The sequence below is a fragment of the Tabrizicola fusiformis genome (genome assembly GCF_013328815.1).
Classification (GTDB): domain Bacteria; phylum Pseudomonadota; class Alphaproteobacteria; order Rhodobacterales; family Rhodobacteraceae; genus Fuscibacter.
Map to the genome: position 1 here is coordinate 60,813 of NZ_JABUHN010000008.1, position 15,139 is coordinate 75,951.

General features: G+C 63.9%; 13 protein-coding genes. 7 read left to right on the forward strand and 6 right to left on the reverse strand.

Annotation, left to right across the window (positions count from 1 at the left end):
- Positions 1-135 precede the first annotated feature (135 nt).
- Positions 136-1,086, forward strand: a complete 951-nt coding sequence (gene lipA / locus HS053_RS13880) for a lipoyl synthase (RefSeq protein WP_174211856.1) — start codon at positions 136-138, stop codon at positions 1,084-1,086.
- Positions 1,087-1,123: 37 nt separating this feature from the next.
- On the opposite strand, the gene HS053_RS13885 is transcribed toward lipA, so the two are convergent.
- Positions 1,124-1,396 (reverse strand): NfeD family protein, encoded by a 273-nt coding sequence (locus HS053_RS13885; protein ID WP_174211857.1) that lies wholly within the window; start codon positions 1,394-1,396, stop codon positions 1,124-1,126.
- A complete protein-coding gene (locus tag HS053_RS13890) occupies positions 1,393-2,274 on the reverse strand; it encodes an SPFH domain-containing protein (protein ID WP_174211858.1) in 882 nt (293 codons plus the stop codon). Before HS053_RS13890 ends, HS053_RS13885 begins: the two co-directional genes overlap by 4 nt.
- Before the next feature lie 210 nt (positions 2,275-2,484).
- Between HS053_RS13890 and HS053_RS13895 the strand changes: the two genes are divergently transcribed.
- The 5 genes from HS053_RS13895 to infB all read left to right on the forward strand — a co-directional run bounded on the left by HS053_RS13895 (position 2,485) and on the right by infB (position 9,100).
- The gene (locus HS053_RS13895) at positions 2,485-3,468 is read left to right on the forward strand and encodes a hypothetical protein (RefSeq protein ID WP_174211859.1); all 984 of its coding nucleotides are present in this window, start codon (positions 2,485-2,487) and stop codon (positions 3,466-3,468) included.
- 125 nt (positions 3,469-3,593) lie between these two features.
- Positions 3,594-4,196, forward strand: a complete 603-nt coding sequence (gene rimP / locus HS053_RS13900; RefSeq protein ID WP_174211860.1) for a ribosome maturation factor RimP — start codon at positions 3,594-3,596, stop codon at positions 4,194-4,196.
- A 15-nt stretch (positions 4,197-4,211) separates the two neighbouring features.
- Complete coding sequence (gene nusA, locus HS053_RS13905; RefSeq protein WP_174211861.1) at positions 4,212-5,819, forward strand: transcription termination factor NusA; 1,608 nt, start codon at positions 4,212-4,214, stop codon at positions 5,817-5,819.
- 18 nt (positions 5,820-5,837) lie between these two features.
- On the forward strand, positions 5,838-6,488 hold the full coding sequence (locus HS053_RS13910; RefSeq protein WP_174211862.1) for an RNA-binding protein: 651 nt from the start codon (positions 5,838-5,840) through the stop codon (positions 6,486-6,488).
- 5 nt (positions 6,489-6,493) lie between these two features.
- The gene (gene infB / locus HS053_RS13915; protein WP_174211863.1) at positions 6,494-9,100 is read left to right on the forward strand and encodes a translation initiation factor IF-2; all 2,607 of its coding nucleotides are present in this window, start codon (positions 6,494-6,496) and stop codon (positions 9,098-9,100) included.
- A gap of 84 nt (positions 9,101-9,184) precedes the next feature.
- Here infB and HS053_RS13920 read toward each other — a convergent pair whose 3' ends face one another.
- From HS053_RS13920 to HS053_RS13935, 4 genes are all read right to left on the reverse strand, one after another.
- A complete protein-coding gene (locus HS053_RS13920; RefSeq protein WP_174211864.1) occupies positions 9,185-9,325 on the reverse strand; it encodes a hypothetical protein in 141 nt (46 codons plus the stop codon).
- A gap of 109 nt (positions 9,326-9,434) precedes the next feature.
- Positions 9,435-9,833 carry a (deoxy)nucleoside triphosphate pyrophosphohydrolase gene (locus tag HS053_RS13925; RefSeq protein WP_174211865.1) on the reverse strand — a complete coding sequence of 133 codons (399 nt, stop codon included), beginning with the start codon at positions 9,831-9,833 and terminating at the stop codon, positions 9,435-9,437.
- A 77-nt stretch (positions 9,834-9,910) separates the two neighbouring features.
- A complete protein-coding gene (gene argJ, locus HS053_RS13930; protein WP_174211866.1) occupies positions 9,911-11,269 on the reverse strand; it encodes a bifunctional glutamate N-acetyltransferase/amino-acid acetyltransferase ArgJ in 1,359 nt (452 codons plus the stop codon).
- 22 nt (positions 11,270-11,291) lie between these two features.
- Positions 11,292-12,143: a peptidylprolyl isomerase gene (locus tag HS053_RS13935; protein WP_174211867.1), complete on the reverse strand. Its 852-nt coding sequence runs from the start codon at positions 12,141-12,143 to the stop codon at positions 11,292-11,294.
- 185 nt (positions 12,144-12,328) lie between these two features.
- On the opposite strand from HS053_RS13935, the gene secA reads away from it, so the two are divergent.
- The gene (gene secA, locus HS053_RS13940) at positions 12,329-15,076 is read left to right on the forward strand and encodes a preprotein translocase subunit SecA (protein ID WP_174211868.1); all 2,748 of its coding nucleotides are present in this window, start codon (positions 12,329-12,331) and stop codon (positions 15,074-15,076) included.
- Positions 15,077-15,139: the final 63 nt, after the last annotated feature.

Below are 15,139 nucleotides of genomic sequence, written 5' to 3' on the forward strand. Positions count from 1 at the left end.
AACCCTACCCTCTTAGCTGTTCCACCTTCCCGTCTGGCGCATGGGGCCAAGGCGTGTCCGCAGGGCCGCCGCCGTTGCCATCGGGTCCGGCAAAGACTATGTGGAGGGAAGACATCTGGTCAGGGGGAATTTCCGTTGCGCGACCTCAAGCTTCCCGCCGAGCGTCACCCCGAAAAGGCGCACCGGCCCGACAACGCCCAACCGAAAAAGCCGGACTGGATTCGCGTCAAAGCGCCGACCTCGGAAGGCTACAAGCAGACGCGCGACATCCTGAAGTCGAAAAAGCTGGTGACGGTCTGCGAAGAGGCAGGCTGCCCCAATGTCGGCGAATGCTGGAGCCAAGGTCACGCCACCATGATGATCATGGGCGAGATTTGCACCCGTGGCTGTTCCTTCTGCAACATCGCCACCGGCAAGCCCAATGCGCTGGACGCGTTCGAGCCGGGCAAGGTCGCCCATGCCGTCAGCGAGCTGGGCCTGAAACATGTCGTGGTGACCAGCGTGGACCGCGACGACCTCAAGGATGGCGGGGCCGAACATTTCGCCCAGACCATCCGCGCCATCCGCCACCGCAGCCCGGGCACCACCATTGAAATCCTGACTCCCGATTTCCTGAAATGCGCCCCCGAGGCGCTGGAACAGGTGGTCGCGGCCAAACCGGATGTGTTCAACCACAACCTTGAAACCGTTCCGGGGCTTTATCCCACCGTCCGCCCCGGCGCGCGGTATTTCCACAGCCTGCGGCTGTTGCAGCGGGTCAAGGAACTGGACCCGACGATCTTCACCAAATCCGGCATCATGGTGGGTCTGGGCGAAGACCGTCAGGGCGTGGGTCAGGTGATGGACGACATGCGGGCCGCCGATGTCGATTTCCTGACCATCGGCCAATATCTGCAACCCACGCCGAAACATCACCGGGTGGACCGTTTCGTCACCCCCGATGAATTCAAAGCCTATGAAACCTCGGCCTATGGCAAGGGCTTCCTGATGGTCTCGGCGACGCCACTGACCCGCTCAAGCTATCACGCGGGCGAGGATTTCGCGCAGTTGCGCGCGGCGCGGCTGGCGAAACTGGGCCGGACCTGAGCGGGTCCGGCGCCCCTGCGCCGGACCGCCCCTGTGGTCACTGGTCGTTGATGTCCTTGGTCCAGATCTTCACCTGATGCTTATGCACGCCCATCGTGGCGCGCAGCGCGAACCACGCCAGCAGCGACAGCGCGGCGAAGACCACCAGAAGAATCGGCAGGCTACCGCCCAGAAGGCCAATCGCCAGCAGTATCCCCGTTGCAACCGCGCCGATGGCAAAGCCAAGGAAGATGAAGCCGGGCGCAAGGATCTCAAGCACGCCCAGCGCGAAACCTGCCACCAGCCAGACCCACCAGACCGTCCACATCACACACGCCCTTTCAGCATCTTGAAGGCATCGCCGAACGCCTCAAGCGCATTGGCGGGAACCAGAATGGTCTGCTTGCCCTGACCGCTTGCCACCGCCTGCAAGGCTTCGACCTGTTTCAGCGCGACCTGAAACTGCGCCGCCTCAAGCCCGTTTTCCTTGATCGCCACGGCAATCACGCCGGTCGCATAGGCTTCGGCATCGGCTGTCACGCGGCGGGCCTTGGCGGCCTGCTCGGCCGAATAAAGGTCGGCATCGGCGGCCAGTTCGACCGAACGCTTCTTGCCCTCGGCCTCCATCACCTGCGCGCGGCGGGCGCGTTCGGCGTTCAGTTGCTGCAACATGGCGGCGCGGGTCTGTTCATCAAGGTTGACGTCCAGAATCTCGGCCCGGGTCACCTCGACCCCCCAGTCATCGACCATCGCCGTGACCTGATCGCGGACCCGTTCGATCAGTTGGGCGCGGTTCGACTGCACCTGATCCAGCTCCAGCTTGCCGATTTCCGACCGCACGATCCCGGCAACCGTGGTGGCAATGGCGCCGTCCACATCGCGGATGCGGTAGACGGTCTTTTCCGGTTCGGTGATGCGGTAGAACACGCTGGTTTCCACCTTCACCAGCACGTTGTCGGCGGTGATGGCGTCCTGGCTGGCGGTGGGCAACTGGCGTTCCAGAATGGTGATCTTATGTGCCACACGGTCAAGGAAGGGCACCGTAAAGTTGATGCCCGGCCCCAGAACCGCGCGCAGGCGGCCGAACCGCTCGACCACGAATTTCTCGGATTGCGGCACAATGCGCACCGCCTTGAAGATGGCAATGATGATCAGGATCGCCAGCGCGAGGAATACCGCGTTGCCGCCCACGAGGTCTTGAATGTTCATGTGAACCCCCTGATGAAAAATCGGGGTCGCCCCCTTGCACCAAAGCTGCACCGAACCCGCCCGCTGCGCAAGAACCTGGGCGAGAACCCGGGGGGTCGGGTTTTCCGGCCCGGCCCCTCAGCGCGCTTGATCGGCGGGGCAAGCTGTAGCACTGTGACCAACAATTTAAGGCCGTTTCCCGGCAGGCGCCCCTTTATTTCCGAGGCCGCGATGAGTGATTATGAGCTGACAGAAGAGTATCAGAAAAAGCTGGAAAGCTTTCTCACCGATATTCCGGCCTATGGCGGCGGCAAGCTGTCGTCGATGAAACCCGGGTCCAAGACGCTGACCCCGCCCTTCACCAAGGCGCAGGCGACCGAGTTGAAGGGCGTTCTCGAAGAGCCGGCGTTTCAGCGGTATACCGGCTACACCCACCGCGGCCTGCTGGAGAAATGGTCCGATCCGGGCAACCGCACCACCACCTGCAACGAATTCTGCACCAAATGCGCCAATGCCATGGGCTATGTCGCCGAGGACAAGAATGATGGCGTGGGCCGGTTCGACATCGCCGATTACCTGACGCGCATGGGCAAGGGCCATTGCTGGGTGCGCGCCGATGCCGGGCAGACGCCGGAATATGGCGACATCTTCCGCGTCTTCGCGCCGTCGCCGGACCAGAACGGCGTGGCGACCAACCACATGGGGGTGGCGCTCTATTTCAAGGAAGGTTCGCTTTACACGGTGGAATCGGGTCAGGGCGGCCCCTCGACCGGCTTTGACGCGATCGAACGCAAGGTGCGCGGCTGGCCGGTGCCCGGAATTCAGGGCTGGGTCAGTATGCGCGCGCTGCTCGCCACCGGCAAACGGGTGGAATACTGGCAAGGCGGCTGGTGGGATGTGAAGATCGGCAAGACCGAACAATGGTATTACTACTTCGGCGCCGATGGTCGGGTGCTTTGCACTTCGGAAAAACCCACGATCTTGTCGGCCCCGCCGGTGGACGGCCCGATGGTGACCAAGGGCGTCTGCACCAAGAAACCGCGCGCCTACAATACGTTGCAACTGGTCTGGTATAGCCGCAACGCGCTGGACGTGAACGAAGAGCTGCAATTGGGCATCGAGGAATCCAAGAAGCGCAAGTTCGTCATGGTGGGCAAGACGGCATCGGGGGCCAAGATCACGGCCACGCGGATGATGATCACCGGGCTGCTCTGACGCGCCCCTTGCATTCAGGGGGGTTCAGGCGTATATGGCCTGCAACAGCGGTTTCAGGGTCCAAACCTGAAGCTACCGAACGTCACGGCGGGCCGCTGGCCCGCTTTTTTGTTTCTGGAACCCCCATGTCCGACCTGATCGCCAAGACCGCCATCGACCGCCGCCTTGCGGACCTCGTCGGCCCCGTCATCGAGGGGCTGGGGTTCGAGCTGGTGCGCATCCGTCTGATGGGCGGCAAAACCCGGATTCTGCAGATCATGGCCGACCGCCCCGAAGGTGGCATCGGCGTGGATGAATGCGGCGACATTTCCACCGCGGTTTCCGCCGTGCTGGACGTGGAAGATCCGCTGGAAGACAACTATATTCTGGAAGTCTCCTCGCCCGGCATCGACCGCCCGCTGACCCGGCTGAAGGATTTCGAGGTCTGGAAAGGCTGGGAAGCCCGGATCGAGACCACCGAACTGATCGACGGTCGCCGCCGCTTCAAGGGCGGGCTGATGGGGGTCGAGGGCGACGAAGTTCTGATCGAGTTGGACGAGGGCGCCGAGCAGGTGACCATCGGCCTGAAATTCGACTGGCTTTCAGATGCCAAGCTGATCCTGACGGACGAGCTGATCGCCGAGATGCTGCGGCAGAAGAAGACCCATGAACCCGCCGAGGGCGAGTTCGACGAGATCGAAGAAACCGACGGGGAGGACGAAGAGCCCCCCGAAGCAACCAAACACTAAGCCTGGGAGCGACCGATGGCGATTACCTCTGCCAACCAGCTTGAACTTCTGCAAACCGCCGAGGCGGTTGCGCGCGAGAAGATGATCGACCCCGAACTGGTGATCCAGGCGATGGAAGACAGCCTCGCCCGGGCCGCCAAGTCGCGCTATGGCGCCGAAATGGACATCCGGGTGAAGATCGACCGCAAGACCGGCCGCGCCACCTTTGCCCGCATCCGCACCGTGGTCGAAGATGAGGCGCTGGAGAATCACCACGCCCAATTGACGGTGAAACAGGCCAAATCCTATCTCGCCGACCCGCAGATCGGCGACGAGGTGGTGGACGAGGTTCCCCCGGTCGATCTGGGCCGGATCGCCGCGCAATCGGCCAAGCAGGTGATTCTGCAGAAGGTCCGCGAAGCCGAGCGTGACCGCCAGTATGAAGAATTCCGCGACCGCAAGGGCCAGATCATCAACGGTCAGGTCAAGCGCGAGGAATATGGCAACATCATCGTGGACATCGGCCGCGGCGAAGCCATCCTGCGCCGGAACGAAAAGATCGGCCGCGAAGCCTATCGCCCCGGCGACCGCATCCGTTGCTACATCAAGGATGTCCGGCGTGAGCCGCGCGGCCCGCAGGTGTTCCTGTCGCGGACCGACCCGCAGTTCATGGCCGAGCTGTTCAAGATGGAAGTGCCCGAGATCTATGACGGCATCATCGAGATCAAGGCCGTCGCCCGCGACCCGGGTTCGCGCGCCAAGATTGCTGTGATCAGCTATGACAACTCGATCGACCCGGTCGGCGCCTGCGTGGGTATGCGCGGCAGCCGTGTGCAGGCCGTGGTGAACGAGCTTCAGGGCGAAAAGATCGACATCATTCCGTGGAACGGCGATCAGGCCACCTTCCTTGTGAACGCGCTGCAACCGGCCGAGGTTTCCAAGGTCGTGTTCGACGAAGAGGCCGGCAAGATCGAGGTCGTGGTGCCGGATGAACAGCTTTCGCTGGCCATCGGCCGCCGCGGCCAGAACGTGCGTCTGGCCAGCCAGTTGACCGGCATGGATATCGACATCATGACCGAAGCCGAGGAATCGGCCCGCCGTCAGGCCGAGTTCGCCGAGCGCACCAAGCTCTTCATGGACACGCTGGATGTCGATGAGATGATGGCGCAGCTTCTGGTCGCCGAAGGCTTCACCAACCTTGAGGAAGTCGCCTATGTCGAGCAGGACGAGCTTTTGTCCATCGACGGCTTCGACGAGGGCACGGCGGATGAATTGCAAGCCCGCGCAAGGGATTACCTTGAAGAGCAGGCCCGCAAGGCACTGGAAAACGCCCGCGCCCTGGGTCTGGACGAAAGCCTGATGAACTTTGAGGGCCTGACGCCGCAGATGCTGGAAGTGCTGGCCAAGGACGGCATCAAGACGCTGGAAGACTTCGCCACCTGCGCCGACTGGGAGCTGGCCGGCGGCTGGACCACCGAGAACGGCCAACGCAAGAAGGACGAGGGCCTGCTTGAAAAGTTCGAGATGTCGCTGGAAGAGGCGCAGACCCTGATCATGACCGCCCGCGTCATGCTGGGCTGGGTTGATCCGACCGAAGCCGAAGTGGCCGAGGATGACGCCGAAGACGAGGAGGCCGGGGCCTGATCGGCCTCGGGTAAGCCCGTGACACGCGGCGGCCGGGACAAGGACCACGACGACCCCGAGCGCAAGTGCATCGTCTCGGGCGAAAGCCAGCCCCGTGCGGGGCTGGTGCGGTTCTGCATCGGCCCGGATGGAACCATCGTGCCGGACCTGTTGAACCGCCTGCCGGGGCGCGGCATCTATGTCAGCGCTGACCGCGCGATGATCGACAAGGCTGCGGCCAAGGGCCTGTTCGCCCGCGCCGCGCGCCAGCCGGTGAAGCTGCCCGAAGGTCTGGGCGCCGGTGGTTTGTCGGCCATGGTCGAGGGGCTTCTGGCGCGGCGGGTGGTCGATCTGATCTCGCTTGCCCGCAAGGCGGGTGATGCGGTGACCGGGTTCGAGAAGGTCAAGGACTGGCTGGTGAAGAACCGCGCAAGGGTGCTGATTCAGGCCAGCGACGGCTCGGAACGCGGCAAGGAAAAGCTGCACGCACCCGACGGACGCAACAGTTTTATCGGCTGTCTGACCGCCGGGGAATTGGGTTTGGCATTCGGGCGCGAACGTGCGATACACGCCGCGCTTGCGGCTGGTGGACTCACGACGCGTGTTGTAGAGGAAGCGGCAAGGCTGGCTGGGGTGCGTGGGCAAACCGGGCAGCAGGATGGCGGCGAGACCGCCTTGAAGGATACGTAGGACGCATGAGCGATACAGACGGCAAAAAACCCCTCGGCCTGGGTGGCGCACCGCGTTCCGGTCAGGTGAAGCAAAGCTTCTCCCATGGCCGGACACATGCTGTCGTGGTCGAGACCAAGCGTAAGCGCGTGGTCGTGCCGGCAGCACCCGCCAAGGGTGGGGCCGCTGGGGCGTCGGGCAGCAACGCGCATCTGGGTGACCCGTCCAAGCGGCCCGCAGGCATCTCGGACGCCGAGATGGAGCGCCGCCTCGCGGCGCTGCGTCAGGCCAAGGCCCGTGAGCAGGAAGACAACGCCCGCCGCGCCGAGGAAGAGCGTCAGCGCGAGGAAGAGCGCCAGCGCCGCCGCGAAGAGATCGAGGCGAAGGAACGCGAAGAGCGTGCCCGCGAAGCCGCTATTCGTGCCAAGGCCGAAGAGGAAGAGCGCGCCCGTCAGGAAGCTGCCGCCGAGGCGGTGGCCAAGGCCGCCGCACGCAAGGCCGACATTCTGGGCACCCAGCGCCGCCAGCCGGCTGCGCCTGCGCCGGAACCGGCCGCCGAAGAAAAGCCCGCCGAGCGGGGCGCCAGCCGCCCGCGCCCCGGCGCCAACGCCGCGGCCCCCGCCGCGACGGATGCCGACCGCGGCCCCGCCAGCGCCAAGCCCGGCCTTGCCCCGCGCAAGACCGACCGCGAGCGCGAAGAGCGTGACCGTGGCAACAAGACCAAGGGCGACGAAGGCCGCCGCGCCGGCAAGCTGACCCTGTCGGATGCCGTCTCGGACGAGGGCGGCCGTCAGCGCAGCCTTGCCGCGATGAAGCGCAAGCAGGAAAAGGCACGGCAAAAGGCCATGGGCTTCAACAAGCCCGAAAAGCAGGCCCGCGACGTGCAACTGCCGGAAACCATCGTTGTCAGCGAACTTGCCAACCGGATGGCCGAACGGGCCGCCGATGTGGTCAAGAGCCTGATGAAGATGGGCATGATGGTCACCATGAATCAGGCCATCGACGCCGATACCGCCGAACTGGTGATCGAGGAATTCGGCCACCGCGCCGTGCGCGTGTCGGATGCCGACGTGGAACAGGTGATCGACACGGTCAAGGACCGCGACGAAGACCTGCAACCGCGCCCGCCGATCGTCACGATCATGGGCCACGTTGACCACGGCAAGACCTCGCTTCTGGATGCGATCCGTCATGCCAATGTGGTTTCGGGCGAAGCCGGTGGCATCACCCAGCATATCGGCGCCTATCAGGTCAAGACGCCCAGCGGGGCCCTCGTGTCGTTCCTCGACACGCCCGGCCACGCCGCCTTTACCTCGATGCGGGCCCGCGGCGCGCAGGTGACGGATATCGTGGTGCTGGTGGTGGCGGCGGATGATGCCGTCATGCCGCAGACCATCGAAGCCATCAACCACGCCAAGGCCGCCAAGGTGCCGCTGATCGTGGCCATCAACAAGATGGACAAGCACGGCGCCGATGCGACCAAGGTGCGCACCGATCTGTTGCAGCACGAAATCGTCGTCGAGGCGATGTCGGGCGACGTGCAGGACGTCGAGGTTTCGGCCAAGACCGGCAAGGGTCTGGACAATCTGCTGGAAGCCATCGCGCTGCAGGCGGAAATTCTGGAACTGCGCGCCAACCCGGCCCGCGCGGCACAGGGTGCGGTCATCGAGGCCAAGTTGGACGTGGGCCGCGGCCCGGTTGCGACGGTTCTGGTGCAGAACGGCACGCTGCGCAAAGGCGACATTTTTGTCGTCGGCGAGCAGTGGGGCAAGGTGCGCGCTCTGATCAACGACAAGGGCGAAACCGTGCTGGAGGCTGGTCCCTCGGTTCCGGTTGAGGTGCTGGGCCTGTCGGGCACGCCTTCGGCGGGCGATACGCTGAACGTGGTCGAAACCGAAGCGCAGGCGCGTGAAATCGCCGACTACCGCGAGAAAGCCGCCAAAGACAAACGCGCTGCCGCCGGGGCCGCGACCACACTGGAACAGCTCATGGCCAAGGCCAAGGCGGACCAGTCGGTTTCGGAACTGCCGGTGCTGCTCAAGGCCGACGTTCAGGGTTCGACCGAAGCGATCGTGCAGGCGCTGGAGAAGATCGGCAACGACGAGGTGCGCGTGCGCGTGCTGCATTACGGCGTCGGCGCGATCACCGATTCGGATGTGGGTCTGGCCGAAGCCAGCAATGCACCGATCATCGGCTTCAACGTGCGGGCCAATGCGACGGCGCGCAACTCGGCCCAGCAAAAGGGTGTCGAGCTGCGGTATTACTCGATCATCTACGACCTGCTCGACGATATCAAACAGGCGGCCTCGGGCCTGTTGAAGAACGAAGTGCGCGAGCATTTCATCGGCTATGCGCAGATCAAGGAGGTCTTCAAGATCACCGGCGTCGGCAATGTGGCGGGTTGCCTTGTGACCGAAGGCGTTGCACGCCGCTCGGCCGGGGTGCGTCTGCTGCGCGACAACGTGGTGATCCACGAAGGCACGCTGAAGACCCTGAAGCGCTACAAGGACGAGGTGAAGGAAGTCATCTCGGGTCAGGAATGCGGCATGGCGTTCGAGCGTTACGAAGATGTCCGCGAAGGCGATGTCATCGAAATCTTCGAGCGCGAAGAGGTCAAGCGCAAGCTGGCCTGATACAGGCTGGCCTGACGCCAGAACAAACGAAAAGGCCGGGGCGCGTGATGCTGCCCCGGCCTTTTTCATTGCGGCTTTGCGATCTCAGGATGCGCGCACCACCGGCACAGGGCGCCCGACAAAGGTCTTGTCATCGACCTTCACGGCAATCCGGCCATCGGCCAATTGGGCCACCATCAGCCCCTGCACCGAAACGCAACTTCCAACAGAAATCGTCCGCAGCATCCGCTCTCTCCCCCAAGAAAAGCTGTCTGCTTATTTGTAACGCGGAAATTGCGGCTGAACATAGTTTTTGTGTCAGTTTTGAAAAAACCGAACAGGAAATCGCGGCCCGTCAGATCCAATCCCGCAGGATCGGGATCAGCGGCAGGTCGGCAGGCGGCATCGGGTAATCGCGCAGCGCCTGCGGACGCACCCAGGCCAGCCGCTGCCCCTCACGCCCTTGGGCGATTCCCTCCCAGCGGCGGCAGGCGAAGAGCGGCATCAGCAGGTGAAAGTCGTCATAGCTGTGGCTGGCGAAGGTCAGCGGCGCGAGACAGGACTTCCAGGTGTCGATGCCCAGCTCTTCTTTCAGCTCCCGAATCAGGGCGGCCTCGGGGGTTTCGCCGGGTTCCACCTTGCCGCCCGGGAATTCCCACAGACCGGCGAGTGACTTGCCTTCCGGGCGTTGAGCCAAAAGCACGCGGCCTTCGGCATCAATCAGCGCGACGGCGGTGACGAGAAGAACTTTCATGGGCCGGCTCCTGTTGGAACGCCCGGGGGCCAGCCCCCGGACCCCCGGAGTATTTCAAAAGGTGCAAATGCGCAGGATCAGGAGCGATAGTCGGCGTTGATCTCGATGTAGCGGTTGGTCAGGTCGCAGGTCCAGACCGAGCGTTTCGCCTTGCCCAGACCCAGATCGACACCGATCACCAGTTCGGATTGCCGCATATAGGCCGCGCCATCCTCTTCGCGGTAGGCCGGATTGCGCCAGCCGTTGCGCGCCACAAGGATATCGCCGAAGCGGATCGACAGCCGGTCACGGTCGGCTTCGGCGCCGGATTTACCGACGGCGGCCACGATGCGGCCCCAGTTCGGATCTTCGCCGGCGATGGCGGTTTTCACCAGCGGCGAATTGGCGACCGACAAGGCAACCCGCTGGGCATCCTCGGGCGAGGCGGCGCCGGTCACCCGGACTTCGACGAATTTCGTCGCGCCCTCCCCATCGCGGATCACCTGATGCGCCAGGCTCATCATCACGCCGCGCAGGGCGGTCTCAAAAGCCTTGGCGGTGGCCCCCTTCACCTCGGCGGCGGCGGATTGGCCGGTGGCGGCCACCAGAAGCGTGTCCGAGGTGGAGGTGTCGCTGTCCACGGTGATGGAATTGAACGTCTCACCGACATTGCGCGAGACGATCTTTTGCAGCGCGGCGGCGGGAATTTTGGCATCGGTGAAGATATAGACCAGCATGGTCGCCATATCCGGCGCGATCATGCCCGAGCCTTTGGCGATGCCGGAAATGTGGATCGTGCCGCCCTCACCCTCGACCGTCGCGGCGGCGCCCTTGGGGAAGGTGTCGGTGGTCATGATGGCATGGGCCGCCATCTCGATGGCGTCTTCGGTCAGCGCGGCGGTCAGTGCGGGAATGACGGCGGTGATCTTTTCATAGGGCAGCGGCTCGCCGATCACCCCGGTCGAAGAGGAGAAGACCCGGCTGGCGGGCAGGCCAAGGGCGGCGGCCACACCGCCTGTGACCTCTGCCACAGCTTTGTCGCCCACCGCGCCGGTGAAGGCGTTGGAATTGCCCGAGTTCACCACGATGGCGGCCCCGGCCCCGGCGGGAACCTTGGCCGCCAGCTTGGTCTGGCAATCGCGGACGCAGCCCGAGCGGGTGGAGGACCGGGTGAAGGCCCCTGCGATCACCGTGCCGGGGGCAAGGCGGACCAGCATCACATCCTTGCGGTTGAGATACTTGACCCCCGCCTCGGCGGCGGCGAATTCGGCCCCGGCGATACGGGGAAGGGCGGGAAAGCTGGCCGGGGCAAGCGGAGAGACCGGCTTGGCGGCCTTCTTCACCGCCTCGACTACCTCTTCCACCACCGCGCCGACGGCGGCCGTCCCATCAGACGCCAGCTTTTCAAGCTGTTTCTTCAGGGACTTGGCCTTGGCCTTCCATTCCTTCTTGTCCATCTCCGTCGCCTCCCGCGCGCGGTTACTTGTCGAGCAGAGTAAGGTCACCCAGCAGCGCCGGGTCAATCCCCTCGCCGGGCTTTTCGATCTTGGCGGCGGCGGTCAGTTCGGCGATTTTCGCCTCGACTGCCTTCTGCTCAATCTCGGCGGCAAGTTCGTCGCGCAGCTCGTCAAGGGTCGGGGCGGCGGCGATGCGGGTTTCCTTCACAAGGATCAGGTGCCAGCCGAAATCGGTCTTGATCGGACCGGAGACCTTGCCGACTTCGGCGGCCACAACGGCATCCTCGAAGGGTTTCACCATCATGCCAAGCCCGAACCAGCCCAGATCGCCGCCATTGGCGCCCGAGCCGGTGTCGGTCGAATTGGCCTTGGCCAGTTCGGCGAAATCGGCGCCGCCTTCGAGTTGGGTTTTCAGCTCATTGGCCTTCTCTTCGCTGTCCACAAGGATATGGGCGGCGGAATATTCGGTCTGCGGCGCGGCATCCTTGAAGCGGGCATCATAGGCGGCCTGCAGCGCCTCATCCGTCACCGCACCGGCCACCACACCCTGCAGCGCCACGCCCGAGATGTAGCCGCGACGCTCATTCTCAAGCTGGAGAAGGTCGCGCTTGGTCAGGCCGGCTTCGGCGGATTGCTGCAACACGGTCTGCTGCACCAACTGGTCGAGAATGCCCTTGAACAGCACATCGGCGGGCAGGGACTTGTATTGCTCCGGGAGGCTTTCACGGGCGGCAATCATGTGGCCCAGCGTGATCGGGGTGCCGTTCACCACGGCAACGACGGTGGCCGCCGTCGGCGCCTCTTCGGCCGCGACCGGCAGGGCCAGGCCCAGGGCCAGCACCGCCCCGGCCAGGAATTGCATCGCTTTCGCCATCTCACACTCTCCTGATGCTGCTGCGACCCGGCGCAGCGTTGACTATGGCGGGGCTTCCCCTTACATCGCACAGGTCGCGTGCGACGGGCCGCCCGGCCTTGAGAGCCCTTCTAGGGAAGGCCGAAGGGGCGGGCAAGGCCAGAGCCACACACGATCACGTCACGGATTGGCCAGTCGGAGAAAACATGCTGGGTCTAGGTGCGCTCGCGCGGAAGGTTTTCGGCACGCCGAATGACCGCAAGGTAAAGTCCATTCGGCCGCTGGTGGCGAAGATCAACGCGCTTGAGCCGGAATTCGCTGCGCTGACCGATGAGGGGATCATCGCCAAGACGCGCGAATTCCAGAAGCGGGTTCAGGACGACGGCGAGGATCTGGATGCGATCCTGCCCGAGGCCTTTGCCAATTGCCGCGAGGCTGCCAAGCGGGCGCTGGGTCTGCGGGCCTTTGACACGCAGCTCAAGGGTGGCATCTTCCTGCATCAGGGCAATATCGCCGAAATGCGCACCGGCGAGGGCAAAACCCTTGTCGCCACCTTCCCGGCCTATCTGAACGCACTGACCGGCAAGGGCGTGCATGTCGTGACTGTCAACGACTATCTGGCCAAGCGCGACGCGGAATGGATGGGCAAGGTCTATGCCCAACTGGGTCTGACGACCGGCGTGGTCTACCCCTATCAGCAGGACGCCGAAAAGCGCGAGGCTTACCGCGCCGACATCACCTATGCCACCAACAACGAATTGGGCTTCGATTATCTGCGCGACAACATGAAGGGCAGCATCGAAGAGATGGCCCAGCGCGGGCACAACTTTGCCATCGTGGACGAAGTGGACTCGATTCTGGTGGACGAGGCGCGCACGCCGCTGATCATCTCGGGGCCGAGCCAGGACCGTAGCGAGCTTTACCAGAAGGTCGATCTGCTGATCCCCTCGCTGACCGATGCGCATTACAAGGTGGACGAGAAAACCCGCAACGTCACCTATACCGACGACGGCAACGAGTTCATCGAAAAGCTGTTGCACGAGGCCGGCCTCTTGCCGCCCGGGCAGAGCCTCTATGAACCGGAAAGCTCTACCCTTGTTCACCATGTCACGCAGGCGCTGCGGGCGCATACGCTGTTCCACCGCGATCAGCAGTATATCGTGCGCGACGGCGAGGTGATGCTGATCGACGAATTCACCGGCCGCATGATGCGCGGCCGCCGCCTGTCCGAAGGTCTGCATCAGGCCATCGAAGCCAAGGAACATGTGGCGATCCAGCCCGAGAACGTCACGCTGGCCAGTGTGACCTTTCAAAACTACTTCCGGCTTTATGACAAGCTGGGCGGCATGACCGGCACGGCGGCGACCGAAGCCGACGAGTTCATGGAAATCTACAAGCTGGGCGTGGTCGAAGTGCCCACCAACCGCCCGGTGCAGCGCAAGGACGAACACGACGCCGTCTATCGCACTGCGCGCGAAAAGTATGAAGGCATCGTCAAGACCATCAAAGAGGCGAATGCCAAGGGGCAGCCGATCCTTGTCGGCACCACCTCGATCGAGAAATCCGAATTCCTGTCGGAGATGCTGAAGAAAGAGGGCGTGCCGCATAACGTCCTCAACGCCCGCCAGCACGAGCAAGAGGCGCAGATCGTCGCCGATGCCGGCAAGTTCGGCGCGGTGACCATCGCCACCAACATGGCCGGCCGCGGCACCGACATCCAGCTTGGCGGGAATGTGGAGCTGAAGGTGATGCAGGCCATCGCCGCCGACCCCCACCTGCACCCCGACGAGGTGCGCGCCCGGATCGAAGCCGAACATGCCGACGAAAAGGCCCGCGTGCTTGAAGCGGGCGGTCTTTTCGTGCTGGGCACCGAACGTCACGAAAGCCGCCGGATCGACAACCAGCTGCGCGGCCGCTCGGGCCGTCAGGGCGACCCGGGGCGCTCGGCCTTCTTCCTGTCGCTGGAAGATGACCTGATGCGGATTTTCGGCAGCGAGCGTCTGGACAAGGTTCTGTCCTCGCTGGGGATGAAGGAAGGCGAGGCCATCGTTCACCCTTGGGTCAACAAATCGCTTGAACGGGCGCAGGCCAAGGTTGAAGGCCGCAACTTCGACATCCGCAAGCAGCTTCTGAAATTCGACGACGTGATGAACGACCAGCGCAAGGCGATCTTCGGCCAGCGCATGGAAATTATGGAAAGCGACGAGCTGGCCGAAATCGCGCAGGACATGCGCCACGCGGTGGTCGATGACGTGGTGGACGAATACCTGCCGCCCAAGACCTATCCCGACGCCTGGAACACCGAGGGTCTGCGTGACGCGCTGCGCGACAAGCTGAACCTCGATCTGCCGGTGGTCGATTGGGCCGCCGAAGAGGGTGTGGACCAAGACGCTCTGCGCCGGCGGGTAACCGAAGCTTCGGATGCCATGATGGCCGAGAAAGAGGCGATCTTTGGCCATGACACCATGCGCCAGATCGAAAAGCAGATCCTGCTGCAAACCATCGACGGCAAATGGCGCGAACATCTGTTGCGGCTGGAACATCTGCGCTCGGTCGTGGGCTTCCGCGGCTATGCCCAGCGCGATCCTCTGAGCGAATACAAGACTGAAGCCTTCACCCTGTTCGAACATATGCTCGATTCGCTGCGGCAGGACGTGACGCAGAAGCTGTCGATGATCCGCCCGATCAGCGCCGAAGAGCAGGCCGCGATGATGGCACAGTTCCAGGCGCAGCAAGCCGCCGCCGAAGAGGCGCGGCAGCAGCCCGCCGCGGCGCCCCGGATTGTTGCTGCCCCGGCAACAGCACCCGCACAGGTTTCGGCGCAGGCCCGCGTGCCGGTTCTGGCCGGTTTCGATGAGGCCGACCCGGCAACCTGGGGCAATCCTTCGCGCAATGACCCCTGCCCCTGCGGTTCGGGCGAGAAGTTCAAGCATTGCCACGGCAAGCTGGCATGACCTGACGGGGCGGCTTCGGCCGCCCCGCCTTGCTTTTGCCGCCGGCGCTGGAAACATTCCCCG